At 61.3% G+C, this 15,328-nt stretch carries 21 protein-coding genes; 7 read left to right on the forward strand and 14 right to left on the reverse strand.

Annotation, left to right across the window (positions count from 1 at the left end; genetic code table 11):
• Positions 1-34 precede the first annotated feature (34 nt).
• Complete coding sequence (locus ACR0EZ_RS09285; protein WP_480612467.1) at positions 35-394, forward strand: hypothetical protein; 360 nt, start codon at positions 35-37, stop codon at positions 392-394.
• Positions 395-398: 4 nt separating this feature from the next.
• On the opposite strand, the gene ACR0EZ_RS09290 is transcribed toward ACR0EZ_RS09285, so the two are convergent.
• Both ACR0EZ_RS09290 and ACR0EZ_RS09295 read right to left on the reverse strand, forming a co-directional pair.
• Positions 399-755 carry a diacylglycerol kinase gene (locus ACR0EZ_RS09290; protein WP_480612468.1) on the reverse strand — a complete coding sequence of 119 codons (357 nt, stop codon included), beginning with the start codon at positions 753-755 and terminating at the stop codon, positions 399-401.
• A 141-nt stretch (positions 756-896) separates the two neighbouring features.
• Positions 897-1,085, reverse strand: coding sequence for a hypothetical protein (locus ACR0EZ_RS09295; protein ID WP_480612469.1), 189 nt, complete (start codon positions 1,083-1,085; stop codon positions 897-899).
• Positions 1,086-1,314: 229 nt separating this feature from the next.
• On the opposite strand from ACR0EZ_RS09295, the gene ACR0EZ_RS09300 reads away from it, so the two are divergent.
• Complete coding sequence (locus tag ACR0EZ_RS09300; protein ID WP_480612470.1) at positions 1,315-1,557, forward strand: CDGSH iron-sulfur domain-containing protein; 243 nt, start codon at positions 1,315-1,317, stop codon at positions 1,555-1,557.
• Positions 1,558-1,560: 3 nt separating this feature from the next.
• On the opposite strand, the gene ACR0EZ_RS09305 is transcribed toward ACR0EZ_RS09300, so the two are convergent.
• From ACR0EZ_RS09305 to ACR0EZ_RS09325, 5 genes are all read right to left on the reverse strand, one after another.
• Positions 1,561-1,818, reverse strand: coding sequence for a DUF6455 family protein (locus ACR0EZ_RS09305; protein ID WP_480612471.1), 258 nt, complete (start codon positions 1,816-1,818; stop codon positions 1,561-1,563).
• Between the two features lie 11 nt (positions 1,819-1,829).
• The gene (locus ACR0EZ_RS09310) at positions 1,830-2,087 is read right to left on the reverse strand and encodes a DUF6455 family protein (protein ID WP_480612472.1); all 258 of its coding nucleotides are present in this window, start codon (positions 2,085-2,087) and stop codon (positions 1,830-1,832) included.
• A 13-nt stretch (positions 2,088-2,100) separates the two neighbouring features.
• A complete protein-coding gene (locus ACR0EZ_RS09315; RefSeq protein WP_480612473.1) occupies positions 2,101-2,352 on the reverse strand; it encodes a DUF6455 family protein in 252 nt (83 codons plus the stop codon).
• Positions 2,353-2,421: 69 nt separating this feature from the next.
• Positions 2,422-2,790: a YigZ family protein gene (locus ACR0EZ_RS09320; RefSeq protein ID WP_480612474.1), complete on the reverse strand. Its 369-nt coding sequence runs from the start codon at positions 2,788-2,790 to the stop codon at positions 2,422-2,424.
• Entirely contained in the window at positions 2,787-3,494 is a 708-nt protein-coding gene (locus ACR0EZ_RS09325) for a M48 family metallopeptidase (protein WP_480612475.1), read from the reverse strand. The genes ACR0EZ_RS09320 and ACR0EZ_RS09325 overlap by 4 nt, the downstream gene beginning before the upstream one ends.
• 120 nt (positions 3,495-3,614) lie before the next feature.
• On the opposite strand from ACR0EZ_RS09325, the gene ACR0EZ_RS09330 reads away from it, so the two are divergent.
• Entirely contained in the window at positions 3,615-3,854 is a 240-nt protein-coding gene (locus tag ACR0EZ_RS09330; RefSeq protein ID WP_480612476.1) for a hypothetical protein, read from the forward strand.
• On the opposite strand, the gene ACR0EZ_RS09335 is transcribed toward ACR0EZ_RS09330, so the two are convergent.
• Positions 3,851-4,126: a DUF167 domain-containing protein gene (locus ACR0EZ_RS09335; RefSeq protein WP_480612477.1), complete on the reverse strand. Its 276-nt coding sequence runs from the start codon at positions 4,124-4,126 to the stop codon at positions 3,851-3,853. The genes ACR0EZ_RS09330 and ACR0EZ_RS09335 overlap by 4 nt on opposite strands.
• A 138-nt stretch (positions 4,127-4,264) precedes the next feature.
• On the opposite strand from ACR0EZ_RS09335, the gene ACR0EZ_RS09340 reads away from it, so the two are divergent.
• Together ACR0EZ_RS09340 and ACR0EZ_RS09345 are read left to right on the forward strand one after the other, a co-directional pair.
• Positions 4,265-4,843 carry a nitroreductase family protein gene (locus ACR0EZ_RS09340; RefSeq protein ID WP_480612478.1) on the forward strand — a complete coding sequence of 193 codons (579 nt, stop codon included), beginning with the start codon at positions 4,265-4,267 and terminating at the stop codon, positions 4,841-4,843.
• Positions 4,840-5,538 (forward strand): EI24 domain-containing protein, encoded by a 699-nt coding sequence (locus ACR0EZ_RS09345; RefSeq protein ID WP_480612479.1) that lies wholly within the window; start codon positions 4,840-4,842, stop codon positions 5,536-5,538. The genes ACR0EZ_RS09340 and ACR0EZ_RS09345 overlap by 4 nt, the downstream gene beginning before the upstream one ends.
• Positions 5,539-5,544: 6 nt before the next feature.
• Here the strand turns inward: ACR0EZ_RS09345 and ACR0EZ_RS09350 are convergent, their stop codons facing one another.
• Entirely contained in the window at positions 5,545-5,817 is a 273-nt protein-coding gene (locus ACR0EZ_RS09350) for a DUF1467 family protein (protein WP_480612480.1), read from the reverse strand.
• Positions 5,818-5,842: 25 nt separating this feature from the next.
• Positions 5,843-6,247 (reverse strand): methylmalonyl-CoA epimerase, encoded by a 405-nt coding sequence (gene mce, locus ACR0EZ_RS09355; RefSeq protein ID WP_480612481.1) that lies wholly within the window; start codon positions 6,245-6,247, stop codon positions 5,843-5,845.
• Positions 6,248-6,383: 136 nt separating this feature from the next.
• Between mce and ACR0EZ_RS09360 the strand changes: the two genes are divergently transcribed.
• Positions 6,384-7,103, forward strand: a complete 720-nt coding sequence (locus ACR0EZ_RS09360; protein WP_480612482.1) for a response regulator — start codon at positions 6,384-6,386, stop codon at positions 7,101-7,103.
• 255 nt (positions 7,104-7,358) lie between these two features.
• Here the strand turns inward: ACR0EZ_RS09360 and aspS are convergent, their stop codons facing one another.
• From aspS to ACR0EZ_RS09380, 4 genes are all read right to left on the reverse strand, one after another.
• Positions 7,359-9,134 carry an aspartate--tRNA ligase gene (gene aspS, locus ACR0EZ_RS09365; protein WP_480612483.1) on the reverse strand — a complete coding sequence of 592 codons (1,776 nt, stop codon included), beginning with the start codon at positions 9,132-9,134 and terminating at the stop codon, positions 7,359-7,361.
• Positions 9,135-9,213: 79 nt separating this feature from the next.
• On the reverse strand, positions 9,214-9,885 hold the full coding sequence (locus ACR0EZ_RS09370) for a CPBP family intramembrane glutamic endopeptidase (RefSeq protein WP_480612484.1): 672 nt from the start codon (positions 9,883-9,885) through the stop codon (positions 9,214-9,216).
• The gene (locus ACR0EZ_RS09375; protein WP_480612485.1) at positions 9,882-10,529 is read right to left on the reverse strand and encodes an aminotransferase class IV family protein; all 648 of its coding nucleotides are present in this window, start codon (positions 10,527-10,529) and stop codon (positions 9,882-9,884) included. The genes ACR0EZ_RS09370 and ACR0EZ_RS09375 overlap by 4 nt, the downstream gene beginning before the upstream one ends.
• A complete protein-coding gene (locus tag ACR0EZ_RS09380) occupies positions 10,484-11,611 on the reverse strand; it encodes an aminodeoxychorismate synthase component I (RefSeq protein WP_480612755.1) in 1,128 nt (375 codons plus the stop codon). Before ACR0EZ_RS09380 ends, ACR0EZ_RS09375 begins: the two co-directional genes overlap by 46 nt.
• Before the next feature lie 178 nt (positions 11,612-11,789).
• Between ACR0EZ_RS09380 and carB the strand changes: the two genes are divergently transcribed.
• Positions 11,790-15,134: a carbamoyl-phosphate synthase large subunit gene (gene carB, locus ACR0EZ_RS09385; RefSeq protein ID WP_480612486.1), complete on the forward strand. Its 3,345-nt coding sequence runs from the start codon at positions 11,790-11,792 to the stop codon at positions 15,132-15,134.
• Positions 15,135-15,328 lie beyond the last annotated feature (194 nt).

Raw genomic sequence — 15,328 nt, forward strand, 5'->3', positions numbered from 1 at the left:
CCGATATTGGACATGAAACCACACGGAGGGTGTCATGTTCCGCAGATTTCCGATCGCTTCGATATGCGCGCTGTCTGTGCTGGCTGCGTCACTTCCCGACTCGGCAGCTGTTGCCCATCATGTCGGCAAGAAAACCACAGCCATCATCATCGTGGGCGGCACAGATGTGGGCATCAAACTGCGCAGTCAGCACCCGGTAAAACGCCATTACTTTGTGCCCAAGACCAAGCATTCTTCGAAAAAGCACGTGGTTCATCCCAGAAAGCCAGTCAAGAAATACCATCGTTCCGGGCTGAAACGGCACAAATTCGGACGCTATCCACATAAGTCAACCAGACGCCACGGGCGCAGGTCGCTTGTGATCAAGAAGAAGTACCATTTCAGAAGATACTGACCAATCAGGCCAGCCCCACCAGCGCCAACACCCAGGCAACACCAGCGGCAACGGCCACCAGGGCGACCGCAGCGCTTGCGGCATCCTTGGCCTGACCGGCCAGAGGGTGTTGATCGGTCGAGGTAAAGTCCACCGCACGCTCGATCGCGGTGTTGAACAGCTCGGCCACCAGCACCAGAAGCCCGAGCACAATGATCAGGGCGCGCTCGGCTGACCCGACGGGCAGCCAGCAGACCAACACCACCGACACGAGGTTGGCCCACCCCCATGCACGAAACGAATACTCATCCCGCCAGGTTGCGCGCAGGCCCTGCCAGCTCCAGCGGGTTCGGTCCTTGAGACGGGTGAAAAAGTACTGCATCGGCCTTGGGTATGGGTGAGTGTCGTTGCGTATGAACGATCATACCCCCGCCGTGATCAGGCAAGCAAAAATCGCCCCACGGGCGGCTTTACTTTCCAAAACAGGCAGGCGGCCCACAGTCTGGACCGCCCGCGAAATGGTTTATTGAGTGACCGGGTTACAAACGGTCTGGCCAGCCTCGGTCGTGGCCAGTTCATACCCGCCCGGGCAGCTTGCATTGCCGGCCTTGTCATAGCTGGGCTGAACGTAGACAGGGGTCGGTTCTTCCTGCTGCGCGCAGGCAGTCAGGATCAGAGCAAATGCGCCAACGGCAGCGAATTTCAGTTTCATGTCCGTCAATCCTCTATTAATTTTCTGATATTGCCCAGCTTTTCGGGGCCGGTCTCAGGATAAGACCTGCTGGTCAGTCTGGCAACAGAGTCAATCACGAATCCGTGACCTAAGGCGGAACCACGCTCGAATCCGCATTTACCGTGGCCGGATGCACGGCACCGGCTACCCTTTTCAGCGCGGCGCTCTACACTGGTTCGCAGACATCAGCCAAAGACGGAGACGCCACATGTCCGACACGCCGATCATTGCCCAAACCTCTCCTTTCCCGGTCGAGGTGACCGAGGGAAAGACCTATTTCTGGTGTGCCTGTGGCAAATCCGGCAAACAGCCCTTTTGCGACGGATCACATAAGGGTACCGGGCTGGAGCCGGTGAAATACACTGCGGATGCCAGCAAGAAAGTGTTCTTTTGCGGCTGCAAACATTCGTCAAAATCGCCGCTGTGCGACGGGACGCATTCCAAGCTTTAGCGGTTACTTCAACGCGTTCAGCAGGTTTGCATTGGCGCAGAATTCAGGCGCGGAGCCGGCCATGGTTTGCTGCGTTGCCAGCCACATCTCACACTGTCCGCTGCAGTGCGACGCCCGGCATTTGGTGACCATTTCGGCGTAGTCTTCGGGGGCAAGCCGCTTTTCGGCCATCGCTTCGGTCAGCGACACGCCCATGCAGCGGGCGACGGACCGGGTCAGCCAGAAGTGTTTTTCGATGTCTCCAAGATCATCCTTTGGCATCGACGGCCTCGCTATCCTGCGGCTTTCAGCGCCGCGAACCGGGCCCGGTTGGGGCAGTTTTCCGGCGCGTCAAAAGCGGTTTCGTGTTCATCCAGCCACTCGGGGCATTGGCTGGCCCAGGCACATCCCTGACAGGACCGGATCATCCCGGCCCATTCCTGCTGGCTCAGATGGCCCGCGCGGTGCGCCGCGACGATATCCGCGCCGGTCGCCTGCCCCATCCGCAAGACAAGGCGGATATGTGCCATGACGTCCCCCAGATGCGGCATGATGGCAGACCCCTTATGGCATCAGCTTGTGCAGCAACTCGCGGTTCCGGCAATATTCCGGCGCCTGCTGCAGTTTGGCGGTCTGCGCCAGGATTTGCTCGCAATGGCCGGGGTTCGGGCACTCGGTGCACCGCAAAACCGCGTCCGAGATCTGGTCGATACTGACCTTGCCTCCGATCGCGGATTCTTCCAGATCGACGTCCAGCATGCTGGCCATGTCGTCAACCAATCCAGCGTGCAGTCGCAAATTGTTCTGGCTGGGCATTTGGCATCCTTCCCTGTCTCGCGTTGCGTTCAGGGTAAAGACATTGTGCGCGACGTCCTTTGACTCAGGTCAATTCGCGGTGCCGATCCGATCCAGATAAGCGCGGGTCGCGTCCTGAACGCGCCGAAATCGGTCCCCGCCTAGCTTTTTACCGCCATACCAGCGGGTTACGATGATCACGTGATTCTCTAACCCCTCCCGCTCCATCATCCGCAGAATCACCATACTGGCACCGCTTTCCCCGTCATCCGCTTTCAGAGCACCAGTCGGCAGGGTCGCGGCCCATGTGTTATGCGTGGCCTTGGCATAGCTTTTGTCCGATTTCAGGTCGCTCAGAACCGCGTCAATCTCGGCCCGGGTCGTGACCTGCGCCCCCGACACCGCGTATTTCGATCCGCGATCCGTCAGAATAACGCCCAGCCGCGTCAGAGTGGTCATTCCGTCAGCCCCAACTGCGCCGCTGTTTCCAAAACGATCTGAACACGCTCGGCATTGGGCGGGTGCGAGCTGAGGAACCGGTCGCCGGGGTCGGGAATGCAGGCAAAGAACTTTGCCCCGACCAGCGGGTTATAGCCCGCCTTGTAGGTGATGATGGTTCCCAACTGGTCGGCCTCAAGCTCAAAATCCTGAGAATATATCTGCGCGCCGACCTGCGCGCCAAGTTTCTGCGCCTCTTCCACCCCGGCGGCATCAGCCCCGTGCAATCGGGCGAGATCACCGAACCGGGCAGCGCTTTCGCTTGCGTTTCTGGATTGCCGTTCGATGTGATCCAGGATGTGATGCGCCGCCTCGTGCCCCATGACAAATGCCAGTTCATCCGCATTCTGCGCCGAGCTTATCATGGAGCGGGTGAATATGATGGCCGGTTGGTCGTTTTCATCCAATGTCTGAAAGGCGTTGGCAGGCGCGCGCCGGTTCAGGTCTACCAGTATCCGGAAGTCGCAATTCCCCGATGGTGCCTGACGCAAACATTGGGTCCGGGCCTCGGCCCCGATGGCGCGGCTGACCTCTCGAAACGTCTCGGTCGTGACCTGAGTATCCGCCGAACGCGCCTCCCAATCCTCGGCGGGCAGAACGCGTAAGACGTCCGAATCGCAGGCCGCCAGCAGCAATAGGACTGCCAAGAAGATCGCACGTGTCATCAGGACCCTTTCCGGTCAGTCATACCGCCCAACCACCATAGCGCGGTCGCCCCGGCGGGGCCACGCCTGATCGGTCGCCAACGGGTTGCATTGCGCGGCGTCCACCGGCACTCTGCCCACATGTTTTCGATTGAGCATGAATTCGACTCGACCGTCATTACTCTGATCGACGAAGGCGAGAAGCCTTTGCAGGAGGATGTGGTCATCAACAACTTCGCCGAATGCGTTACGCTGGAACAACTGGACCCGCGGACGGATCAGGTGCAGAAAATCACCCTCTCGCCCGAACAGGTGCGCGATCTGGCCGCCGCGCTGGACCTGCCCGAGGGTGTGTATCAGTTGCGGGAAACGCAGGACTAAGGGTCATAGACAAAAACCTTGTCGCGGCTGGTCTGCCCCCGTTTCAGGGACAGCGTGGATGGGGCGACGCCCATGCACTGCGCAAGAATGGTGCGAACGGCTCTGTTGGCCTTGCCATTTTCCGGCGGCGCTGTGACCCGGATATGTATCTGCCCAGCTTCAAACGTCGCCTGATCCTGCGCCGCTTTCGGCGTCACCCTGACCGGAACCTCGGCCCCCGGTGTTGCCAGATTGCGCAGGTCCGGCAGGTTTCGCGGTCTGGATCGGGCCATATCCCCCCCCCGCTTGTTTCGACACCCTTGCATGACCGGTCGCGGAATGAAAATGAACTGGGCAAATCGACAGTTAGCCCTTGAATCGGGGGCCATGCTGACCAACTTACAGACTGCTCATGTAAAGGAAGTTAACATATGTCCCTGAAAAACCCGGCCGCTCTGGAATTTCTACAGTCGCGCCGGTCCCGCCCGGCCAAGACGCTGATCGCTCCGGCCCCGACGCGGGCTGAATTGCGGCCCTTGCTCACAGCCGCCGCGCGCAGCCCCGATCATGGCAAGCTGGAGCCCTGGCGCTTTGTCGTGCTGGAAAAGGGGGCCATGCCGCGCCTCGCGCAACTGACCGAGGAATGCGGCACCGCCCTGGGCAAAACCCCCGAGGATATCGCCAAAGCCCGCAGCCAGTTCGACATGGGGCATCTGGCCGTCGCGGTGATCGAGGTGCAAAAACCCAGCGAAAAGGTTCCTGCCATCGAACAGACCTATTCTGCTGGCGCGGTCTGTCTGGCCCTTCTGAACGCGGCTTTGGCCGCCGGTTGGGGGGCGAACTGGCTGACGGGATGGCAAACGCATGACCGGGATTTCTGCCAAAAGGCATTCGGTCTGGCCGAACATGAACGCGTTGCGGGCCTGATCCACATCGCCACCGAAGGCACCGCCCCGCCCGAGCGCCCCCGCCCGGATGTCGCGGCGTTGACGACATGGGTGTCTGAATGATCATCCTCAATGCCTTTTTCGCCGCGTTGGGACAGATCGGAGACCCCAAGTTCCGCGCCGTTCTGCTGCGCGGTGTCGGCCTGACAATCCTGCTGTTGGTGGTCGCCTGCGCGGGGGCAATCTGGTTCATCAACACGCTGTCGGGCAATGAAATCTCGCTGCCGTTCGTGGGCGTTGTCCCGTGGCTGAACGACGTGCTGAACTATTCGGGCATCTTTCTGGTGCTCGTGTTGCCGGTGTTCCTGATGGTGCCTGTCGCCTCCGCCATCACCTCGATCTTTCTGGACGAGGTCGCGCAAGCGGTCGAAGACAAGCATTATTCAACCCTGCCCCCCGCCCGTCGCATTCCCGTTTCCGAGGCAGTGCACGATGGGTTGGGCTTTCTGGGCGTTCTGATCGTGGCAAACCTGCTGGCGCTGATCCTTTACGCGATCTTCACCCCGTTTGCGCCGTTCATCTTCTGGGCCATGAACGGGTTCCTGCTGGGGCGCGAATATTTCACGCTGGCCGCCATGCGCCGCTTGGGCCGCGATGGGGCTCGGAAGTTGCGGGCAAAGCATTCGACGACCATCTGGATTGCCGGAACGCTGATGGCCATCCCGCTGTCGGTGCCGCTGGTGAATCTGGTGATCCCGATTATCGGAGCCGCCACATTCACCCATATCTTCCACAGCCTGTCTGGCAGCAGGACCTGACAGCGCCTAGCGCGGCTCCAACTGGTTCAGCCAGTCGAAATCGCGCACCGAGATCACGCCCGACAGGATGATTCCCGCGATAATGGCCCACAGCACCACCGAAATGCCGGTGGTGATCCACAGCTTTTTCTTCATGTGATGCACTTCCGGCGCGCCCGCATGGGTGCCCGGCACGATCTCGCCCAGATCGCCCTGGGTTTTGATGCGAATGGGCAGCACCACAAGCAAGGTCATGAACCAGATGACAGCGAACAGGACCAATGCGGCGGTGATCGTCATGTCGGACTCTCCGGGGTTAGGGGGTTTAAACCTGCTCAAGTTCCACAAGGCAGCCGTTGAAGTCCTTGGGATGCAGGAACAGAACGGGCTTGCCATGCGCGCCAATCTTGGGCTCGCCCGAGCCCAGCACACGCGCGCCGGTTTCCTTCAGGTGGTCGCGGGCGGCGATGATATCCTCGACCTCGTAACAGACATGGTGAATGCCGCCTGCAGGGTTCTTTTCCAGAAACCCGTTGATCGGGCTGTCGTCGCCAAGGGGGTAGAGCAGTTCGATTTTAGTGTTGGGCAGTTCGATGAACACAACGGTCACGCCATGATCGGGCTCATCCTGCGGCGCGCCCACCGTGGCACCCAGCGCGCTGCGATACTGTTCAGACGCGGCCTCCAGGTCCGGCACGGCGATGGCAACATGGTTAAGACGACCGATCATGATGTTCTCCTCTGTCCTTTTGTTGCATGGGTTATGGGGGCAGACCCGGCAAAGGACAAGTGCGCCAAATCGCCCGTTAACCCTGTGTTAGCCAGAAGTTCCTAGCGTAAGGCATCTGCTGGATAGGAGATCTGCCATGGACGATTCGGGCCCTTTCGCCACCACTATCGCCACGCCCACCGCAACGCGGCCCCTGTTGGGCCAAACCATTCTGGTTGTCGAAGACAGCCGGTATGCCTGCGACGTGATCCGCCTTATGTGTCTGCACAGCGGCGCCAGAATTCGGCGCGCCGACTGCCTGAAATCGGCCCGACGCCATCTGCAGATTTACCGCCCGTCGGTCATTCTGGTGGATATGGGCCTGCCGGATGGATCAGGCGCGGACCTGATTGCGGAACTGACCCAGGCCTCGCCCCGGATCAGCGTCATTCTGGGCATGTCCGGTGATGATTGCGCCAAAGCGGATGCGCGACGGGCCGGGGCCGATGGTTTCTTGCCCAAACCACTAAAATCAATGTCGTATTTTCAGAAATCCATCCTGGAACTTCTGCCCGAGGATCGACGCCCCGGCGATCTTCATGCCGTCCGGGACGAGGTGATCCGCCCGGACCCCATGGCCTATCAGGACGATATGGCCCATATCGCGGATGTGCTGGCCGGCCCCAACGATCCCCGGACGCTGGATTACGCCGCCCAGTTCCTGCGCGGCGTCGCGCGCGAGGCCGACGATACCGTTCTGGCCGAAGCTGCCCGAAAGCTTGCGGTGTCGCGGGCGCAGGGCACCCCGATCACCGCTGAGGCAGCGCAACTGGCCGGGATCGTGCAAAGCAGGCTGGAACGGCGCGAGGCGATCTGAGATGGCCGTGGCCAGCCTCATCGCCGCGTCGGTTCTGTGCCTGTGGCTGTACCGTCAAACACGCAAAGCAGCACGCACCATTCGGGAGAACCGGAATCGGCTGGGCAACCCGCTGGGTTAGTACATGTGCCCACCCTCGGAGTTGCACGAGGCCAGCGGCATGCTGCCACCCGGAATGTGTTCCGGCAAACCCGTCTGCGTCAGCGTTATCTGACCGCCCAAATGCAAACCGCCCGCTCGTGGCGGGCGACTCTCTTAGTCCTGCGGGATGATCCGAAGCCCCAGTTCCATCAACTGGTCCGAGGTCGGATCGGACGGCGCGTCCATCATCAGGTCCTCGGCGCGCTGGTTCATCGGGAACATCATGACCTCGCGGATGTTGGCCTCATCCGCCAGCAGCATCACGATCCGGTCGATGCCCGCAGCACAGCCGCCGTGCGGCGGTGCGCCGTAATGGAAGGCGTTAAACAGCGCGCCGAAGCGGGATTTGACCTCATCCTCGCCATAGCCGGCCAGTTCGAACGCTTTCAGCATGATCTCGGGCTTATGGTTCCGGATCGCGCCGGACACCAGTTCATAGCCGTTGCACGCCAGATCGTACTGATAGCCGCGCACGTCCAGAGGATCACCGTTCAGCGCCTCCATCCCGCCCTGCGGCATCGAGAACGGGTTGTGTTCAAAATCGATCGCGCCGGTTTCCTCGTCCTGCTCATAAATCGGGAAGTCCACGATCCAGGCAAAGGCAAAGCGGTCTTTCTCGGTCAGGTTCAGTTCTTCACCAATCACGTCCCGCGCCTTGCCGGCGACCTTTTCAAAGGCCTTCGGCTTGCCACCCAGGAAGAACGCCGCATCGCCGACACCCAGACCCAATTGCTGCCGGATCGCCTCGGTCCGTTCGGGGCCGATATTTTTGGCCAGCGGCCCTGCGGCCTCCATCCCTTCGCCCTGATCGCGCCAGAAGATGTAGCCCATACCGGGCAGGCCTTCTTTCTGCGCAAAGGCATTCATGCGGTCACAGAACTTGCGGCTGCCACCCGTCGGCGCAGGAATGGCGCGAATTTCGGTGCCCTCCTGCTCCAACAGCTTCGCGAAAATCGCGAAGCCAGAGCCGCGGAAGTGGTCGGAGACCACTTGCATTTTAATAGGGTTCCGCAGGTCAGGCTTGTCGGTGCCGTACCACAGCGCCGAGTCCTTGTAGGAGATTTGCGGCCACTCCTGATCCACCTTGCGACCGCCGCCGAACTCTTCGAACACGCCGGTCAGCACCGGCTGGATGGTGTCGAACACGTCCTGCTGCTCGACAAACGACATCTCAAGGTCGAGCTGGTAGAAATCGGTGGGCGAACGGTCAGCGCGCGGGTCTTCGTCGCGGAAGCACGGCGCGATCTGGAAATACTTGTCGAAGCCCGACACCATGATCAGCTGTTTGAACTGCTGCGGCGCCTGCGGCAGCGCGTAGAATTTGCCCGGATGCAGGCGCGAGGGCACCAGAAAGTCGCGCGCGCCTTCGGGTGACGAGGCGGTGATGATCGGTGTCTGATACTCGCGGAAGCCCTGATCCCACATGCGTTTGCGCATGGATGCCACGACGTCCGAGCGCAGGGTCATGTTCTGCTGCATCGCCTCGCGGCGCAGGTCGAGGTAACGATAGCGCAGGCGGGTTTCCTCGGGGTATTCCTGATCGCCAAAGACCATCAGCGGCAGTTCGTCGGCTGCGCCCAGCACTTCCAGCCCACGCACGTAAACTTCGATCTCGCCGGTGGGCAGTTTCGGGTTCACCAGTTCCGGGTCGCGCGCCTTGACGGTGCCGTCAATGCGGATACACCACTCGGACCGGACCTTTTCCAGCTCGGCAAAAGCCGCGCTGTCGCCGTCGCACAGAACCTGTGTCACGCCGAAATGATCGCGCAGGTCGATGAACAGCACGCCGCCGTGATCTCGGACCCGATGCACCCATCCCGACAGGCGGACGGTTTCACCGACATTGGCGGCGGTCAGAGCGGCGCAGGTGTGGCTGCGATAGGCGTGCATGGATCATATCCCTTCGGGCGCAGAATTTGTCGCGCCGATACACCCTGTCAGGTCTGGAAAGTCAAGGCAGGTCGCGCCGTCAAAACGGCCTTTGCACTTTGCCCGAGTAGAAATAGACCCCCAGCCCGACCGCAAAGATGATATTGCCCGCAATCGCGTGCAGCAGGACCGCGTAGAAAAACGAGCCGCGCTGCCTGTAGGCCCATGTAAACAGCAGCCCTCCGGCAAAGGTCATCGCGGCGACGATCCAGCTCCAATACATCAGATGCGCAAAGGAAAACACAAAGGCGTTCAGCAGATACGCCGCACGGCCATCGGGCAGGATGGCGTGGTAGCGGCGGAAGAACAGCGACCGGAACAGCAGCTCTTGCGGCAGGGCCGAGGCCAGCGGATAGCCGATCCAGATCATAGCCAGCATCTCGGGCCGGTGTTGCAGCAGGAAAAAGGCAGCCTCGGGCCGGGTGATCTGAATCAGGAGCGTGCAAAACGCCGCCATGGCAAGCGTGAAGAAAAGCAACTCGCGCCACGACCAGTTCGCCCATTCGTACCGCAGTTCAGCCCAGCGAAATCCCGGCGTCCAGTTCAGCAGGACAATGCCCAGCCCGGTAAAGGCAAACAGCGCCGGAAACATCCAGTCGGGCGGGAAGAACACGGCAATCACCAGCGGGGCGGCGATGTAGAACAGGCCGAACTCGACCCGCAGCCGGAGCATCGCGACCGGCGGCCCGACCATGGTGCTGTCTTTGCTCACTGGTTCACCAACTCCACCGGGATCAGCCCGCGCAATGAATTTCCCATGTGAACAGTTCGGGCGTTTTGCAGATCGGTCAAGGTCAATCTGGCTTCGGTAACGCTATCTTTTTCAAGCAATTCTTCGCGCAGAATACCCGGCAGCAACCCGCAGGCCAGCGCCGGGGTCAGGCAGCGCCCGTCGGGCATGTCCAGAAACAGGTTCGTGATCGTCCCCTCACACAGTTCATCGCGTTCGTTCAGGAACAAAAGCTCATCGATCTCGGGCAGCATCGCGGCGCGGGCATCGTCATAGAGCGCGCGCCGGGTGGTCTTGTGGCGCAACCAGATGTCCGAGGATTTCAGCCTGTGCCCGGCAATCGCCAGCCGCCATTTGAGAGGGTTTTTCGCCAAAGCGGCGGTGGTCAGGTTAAACGCGCCTTTGGCGTCCATTGTCAGCCTGCAGCGCAAGTCAGCCCCACCGGAAACCGAGGACAAGGCAACCTCGGCCCGCTCAGCCGAGAAAGGCAAATCCAGCGCAGCCGCCGACCGGGCCATACGGGCCACATGCCGGTCCTTGCGCACGAATCCCTGATCCGGCCTGTAGGCCAGCGTCTCGATCAGGCGGAAATCAGGCTCAACTGGCGGGCGAAGCGGGCTTTCCATAAGGCTTCCTCAAATTCAGATGCGGCTGTGCTGTCCCAGACCACTCCGCCGCCCACGTTCAGCGTGGCCCGGCCATCCTCGACCATCAGCGTGCGGATGGCCACGTTGAATTCGGACCGGCCATCGGGGGCGGCCCAGCCGATGGTGCCGCAATAGATATCGCGCGACCAGGGTTCCAGATCGGCCAGTATTTCCATCGCGCGGATTTTTGGCGCGCCGGTGATCGATCCGCAGGGGAACAAGGCGGTCAGGATTTCCGACAATTCCGCCCCCACCTGTAACTGTGCCCGCACCAACGAGACCATCTGATGCACCGTCGCATAGGTCTCGACCTTGAACAGTTCCGGCACGTGAACCGAACCCGGCAGCGCCACGCGGCTGATATCATTGCGCAGCAGATCGACGATCATCAGATTTTCGGCCCGGTTCTTCGGATCGGTCGACAGGAAATTGCGGTTCCGGGCGTCCTCGGCCATATCCTCGCTGCGGGGCTGGGTGCCTTTCATCGGGCGGGTTTCGATGCGTCCGGTTTCATCGGTGCGGAAGAACAGCTCGGGCGAACGGCTCAGCAGGTCCGGCAGATCGTCTTGTTCGACCAGCGCGCCATGGCCGACAGGCTGCCCGGCTGCCAGCGCGGCGTATAGCGCGGCGCTGTCGCCCTCGACCGTCAGATCAATCGGGAATGTCAGGTTGGCCTGATAGATATCGCCTGCGCCAATGGCGTCATGGACGGTCTGGAACGCGCGGGCATACCGCGCCTCGTCCCAGCGCGGCTTGAACGCGGATATCCCGCCGATAGGTTTCGGCAGGTCGCTTTGCGATGGCGGCGCATATGCCCCGAACACCATCAACGGCAGGCGGCGATCCTTTGGCATGCGAGAGCTCAGGCGCGGCTCCAGCGCGTAGCCCAGTTCATAGCTGGCATATCCGGCGATCCATGCTCCGTCGGCGCGCGCCGCATCCAGCGCCGCCAGGGCCTGGGGCACGTCCTCCGCATTGTCGGCGCGGATTATGTGGGATGGCCGGTCAAAAAAGCTTCCCGGACCGGCAGGCCCCTGATCAAAACGAATACGCAAGTGCATCCTCATTTGCCGTGCTGCGCGGTATAGAGAATACGCTGCCAAGGGAAAGAGGGGAAAGCGGCAATTTCGCCCCTGTTTCCGATCCCCCTTGCACCTTTTCGCGCGGCCCCTATAACGCAGGACAATTTGGGCGCTTGGGCGGTGCCCGCGACTCGCTGAACATCCAAGGGGTAACGCCATGCCGAGAAGAACCGACATCCAGTCGATCATGATCATCGGGGCGGGTCCCATTGTCATCGGTCAGGCATGTGAGTTCGACTATTCCGGCGCGCAGGCCTGCAAGGCGCTGCGGGAAGAAGGCTACCGGGTCATTCTGGTGAACTCGAACCCGGCCACGATCATGACCGATCCCGGTCTGGCGGACGCCACTTACATCGAGCCGATCACACCCGAAGTTGTCGCCAAGATCATCGCAAAAGAACGCCCCGACGCCCTGCTGCCTACCATGGGCGGACAGACCGGCCTGAACACCTCGCTGGCGCTGGAAGAGATGGGTGTGCTGGACGAATTCGGCGTCGAGATGATCGGCGCCAAGCGCGACGCCATCGAAATGGCCGAAGACCGCAAGCTGTTCCGCGAGGCGATGGATCGGCTGGGTCTGGAAAACCCCAAGGCCACGATTGTCACCGCGCCCAGGCGGGAAGACGGGTCCACCGATCTGGATGCCGGGGTTCAGATGGCCTTGGATGAGCTTGAAGAGATCGGCCTGCCCGCCATCATCCGCCCCGCCTTTACTCTGGGCGGCACCGGTGGCGGTGTGGCCTATAACCGCGAGGACTACATCCATTTCTGCCGCTCGGGCATGGATGCCTCACCCGTCAACCAGATCCTCGTTGATGAAAGCCTGCTGGGCTGGAAAGAATACGAGATGGAGGTGGTGCGCGACACCGCCGACAACGCCATCATCGTCTGTTCCATCGAAAACGTCGATCCGATGGGCGTGCATACCGGCGACTCGATCACCGTGGCCCCGGCGCTGACGCTGACCGACAAGGAATACCAGATCATGCGCAACGGCTCGATTGCCGTTCTGCGCGAGATCGGCGTCGAAACCGGCGGGTCGAACGTACAATGGGCAATCAACCCCGACGATGGCCGCATGGTCGTGATCGAAATGAACCCACGCGTGTCGCGCTCGTCCGCGCTGGCCTCCAAGGCGACCGGCTTCCCGATTGCCAAGATCGCGGCCAAGCTGGCTGTGGGTTATACGCTGGACGAGCTCGACAATGACATCACCAAGGTCACGCCCGCCTCGTTCGAGCCGACGATCGACTATGTGGTCACCAAAATCCCAAAATTCGCGTTCGAGAAATTCCCGGGCTCCGAACCCTACCTGACCACCGCGATGAAATCGGTGGGCGAGGCGATGTCCATAGGCCGCACCATCCACGAATCCATGCAAAAGGCGCTGGCCTCGATGGAATCGGGCCTGACCGGCTTTGATGAGATCGAAATCCCGGGCCTGAATGTAGGTCTCTGGGATGAGGCTGACGACAAGGCCGCCGTGATCAAGGCGATCAGCCAGCAGACCCCCGACCGGCTGCGCACAATCGCGCAGGCCATGCGCCATGGCCTGAGTGATGATGAGATTTTCGGCGTCACGAAGTTTGACCCGTGGTTCCTGGCCCGCATCCGGGAGATCGTCGATGCCGAGCGTCAGGTGCGCAAGGATGGTCTGCCGGTGACCGAAGACGGCATCCGCAAGCTGAAAATGCTGGGCTTCACCGATGCGCGTCTGGGCAATCTGACCGGGCGGGACGAGGCCAACATCCGTCGGGCCCGCCGCAATCTTGGCGTTTCGGCGGTGTTCAAACGCATCGACACCTGCGCCGCCGAATTCGAGGCGCAGACGCCCTATATGTACTCGACCTACGAGGCCCCGATGATGGGTGAGGTCGAATGCGAAGCGCGCCCAAGCGACCGCAAGAAGGTTGTCATCCTCGGCGGTGGCCCGAACCGGATCGGTCAGGGGATCGAGTTCGACTATTGCTGCTGCCACGCCTGTTTCGCCCTGACCGAGGCGGGGTATGAGACCATCATGGTCAACTGCAACCCCGAGACGGTCAGCACCGACTATGACACTTCGGATCGCCTGTATTTCGAGCCGCTGACCTTTGAACATGTCATGGAAATCCTGACGAAAGAGCAGGAAAACGGCACGCTGCACGGCGTCATCGTCCAGTTCGGCGGGCAAACGCCGCTGAAACTGGCCAACGCGCTTGAGGCCGAGGGCATTCCGATCCTCGGCACCACGCCCGACGCCATCGATCTGGCCGAAGACCGGGAACGGTTCCAGGCGCTGGTCAACGATCTGGGGCTGAAACAGCCCAAGAACGGCATCGCATCGACCGACGCCGAGGCGCTGGCCATCGCCGATGAGATCGGCTTCCCGCTGGTCATCCGCCCCTCATACGTTCTGGGCGGCCGCGCGATGGAAATCGTGCGCGATATGGATCAACTCAAGCGCTACATCAACGAGGCCGTGGTGGTTTCCGGCGACAGCCCGGTTCTGCTGGACAGCTATCTGGCCGGTGCGGTGGAACTGGATGTGGATGCGCTGTGCGACGGCACCGATGTGCACGTCGCGGGCATCATGCAGCATATCGAGGAGGCTGGCGTGCATTCGGGCGACTCGGCCTGTTCGCTGCCGCCTTATTCGCTGTCGAAGGAAATCCTTGGCCAGATCAAGGATCAGGCGTTCAAACTGGCCAAGGCGCTGAACGTCGTTGGCCTGATGAACGTGCAGTTCGCCATCAAAGACGACGAGATCTACCTGATCGAAGTGAACCCCCGCGCCTCGCGCACCGTGCCCTTTGTCGCCAAGGCCACCGACAGTGCGATTGCATCTATCGCGGCGCGCGTGATGGCGGGTGAGCAACTGGCAAACTTCCCGATGCGCCCGGCCTACAAAGAAGGTCAGGACAGCAAGATCGCCGATCAGATGACGCTGGCCGACCCGGACATGCCGTGGTTTTCGGTGAAAGAGGCGGTACTGCCTTTCGCCCGTTTCCCCGGCGTCGACACCATTCTGGGCCCGGAAATGCGCTCGACCGGTGAGGTCATGGGCTGGGACCGCGACTTCCCGCGCGCCTTCCTCAAGGCGCAGATGGGGGCTGGTATGGTGCTGCCATCCTCGGGCCGCGCCTTCATCTCGATCAAGGACGCCGACAAGACGCCCGCAATGCTCGAGGCCGCGCAGGTTCTGGTCGGGCAAGGCTTCGCACTGGTCGCGACCCGCGGCACGCAGAGCTGGCTGGCAGATCAGGGCGTGCCCTGCGATGTGGTCAACAAGGTGTACGAAGGCCGCCCGGACGTGGTCGATATGCTGAAAGACGGTCAGGTTCAGTTGCTGATGAACACCACCGAAGGCGCGCAAGCGGTCGAGGACAGCAAGTCCATCCGCTCAATCGCGCTTTATGACAAGATCCCCTATTTCACCACCGCCGCCGCCAGCCACGCCGCCGCGCTGGCGATCAAGGCGCAGGCCGAAGGGGATGTCGAGGTGCAGTCGCTGCAAGGCTGACCGCACCCTTCTGAGCCACAAAGCGCGCACCGCGCCGGAAAGAATTTGCGCCCGTTGACGTTTTGTCAGCGGGCGCTCATTTTTTGGGTCATCGAGCAGAAGGAACACAAAAATGCGCATTCTACTGGCCATCGCTGCCCTCACCGCCCTTGCCGCATGCGACGTGCCGTTTGTCCCACTGATCTGAGGGAACG

It is taken from the genome of Ruegeria sp. AK4 (assembly GCF_056541025.1).

Excerpts from the sequence above, each read along its gene's own strand:
- ACR0EZ_RS09285 (WP_480612467.1), top strand. The coding sequence starts at position 35 with ATGTTCCGCAGATTTCCGATCGCTTCGATATGCGCGCTGTCTGTGCTG.
- ACR0EZ_RS09290 (WP_480612468.1), bottom strand. The coding sequence starts at position 755 with ATGCAGTACTTTTTCACCCGTCTCAAGGACCGAACCCGCTGGAGCTGG.
- ACR0EZ_RS09295 (WP_480612469.1), bottom strand. The coding sequence starts at position 1,085 with ATGAAACTGAAATTCGCTGCCGTTGGCGCATTTGCTCTGATCCTGACT.
- ACR0EZ_RS09300 (WP_480612470.1), top strand. The coding sequence starts at position 1,315 with ATGTCCGACACGCCGATCATTGCCCAAACCTCTCCTTTCCCGGTCGAG.
- ACR0EZ_RS09305 (WP_480612471.1), bottom strand. The coding sequence starts at position 1,818 with ATGCCAAAGGATGATCTTGGAGACATCGAAAAACACTTCTGGCTGACC.
- ACR0EZ_RS09310 (WP_480612472.1), bottom strand. The coding sequence starts at position 2,087 with ATGCCGCATCTGGGGGACGTCATGGCACATATCCGCCTTGTCTTGCGG.
- ACR0EZ_RS09315 (WP_480612473.1), bottom strand. The coding sequence starts at position 2,352 with ATGCCCAGCCAGAACAATTTGCGACTGCACGCTGGATTGGTTGACGAC.
- ACR0EZ_RS09320 (WP_480612474.1), bottom strand. The coding sequence starts at position 2,790 with ATGACCACTCTGACGCGGCTGGGCGTTATTCTGACGGATCGCGGATCG.
- ACR0EZ_RS09325 (WP_480612475.1), bottom strand. The coding sequence starts at position 3,494 with ATGACACGTGCGATCTTCTTGGCAGTCCTATTGCTGCTGGCGGCCTGC.
- ACR0EZ_RS09330 (WP_480612476.1), top strand. The coding sequence starts at position 3,615 with ATGTTTTCGATTGAGCATGAATTCGACTCGACCGTCATTACTCTGATC.
- ACR0EZ_RS09335 (WP_480612477.1), bottom strand. The coding sequence starts at position 4,126 with ATGGCCCGATCCAGACCGCGAAACCTGCCGGACCTGCGCAATCTGGCA.
- ACR0EZ_RS09340 (WP_480612478.1), top strand. The coding sequence starts at position 4,265 with ATGTCCCTGAAAAACCCGGCCGCTCTGGAATTTCTACAGTCGCGCCGG.
- ACR0EZ_RS09345 (WP_480612479.1), top strand. The coding sequence starts at position 4,840 with ATGATCATCCTCAATGCCTTTTTCGCCGCGTTGGGACAGATCGGAGAC.
- ACR0EZ_RS09350 (WP_480612480.1), bottom strand. The coding sequence starts at position 5,817 with ATGACGATCACCGCCGCATTGGTCCTGTTCGCTGTCATCTGGTTCATG.
- mce (WP_480612481.1), bottom strand. The coding sequence starts at position 6,247 with ATGATCGGTCGTCTTAACCATGTTGCCATCGCCGTGCCGGACCTGGAG.
- ACR0EZ_RS09360 (WP_480612482.1), top strand. The coding sequence starts at position 6,384 with ATGGACGATTCGGGCCCTTTCGCCACCACTATCGCCACGCCCACCGCA.
- aspS (WP_480612483.1), bottom strand. The coding sequence starts at position 9,134 with ATGCACGCCTATCGCAGCCACACCTGCGCCGCTCTGACCGCCGCCAAT.
- ACR0EZ_RS09375 (WP_480612485.1), bottom strand. The coding sequence starts at position 10,529 with ATGGAAAGCCCGCTTCGCCCGCCAGTTGAGCCTGATTTCCGCCTGATC.
- ACR0EZ_RS09380 (WP_480612755.1), bottom strand. The coding sequence starts at position 11,611 with ATGCACTTGCGTATTCGTTTTGATCAGGGGCCTGCCGGTCCGGGAAGC.
- carB (WP_480612486.1), top strand. The coding sequence starts at position 11,790 with ATGCCGAGAAGAACCGACATCCAGTCGATCATGATCATCGGGGCGGGT.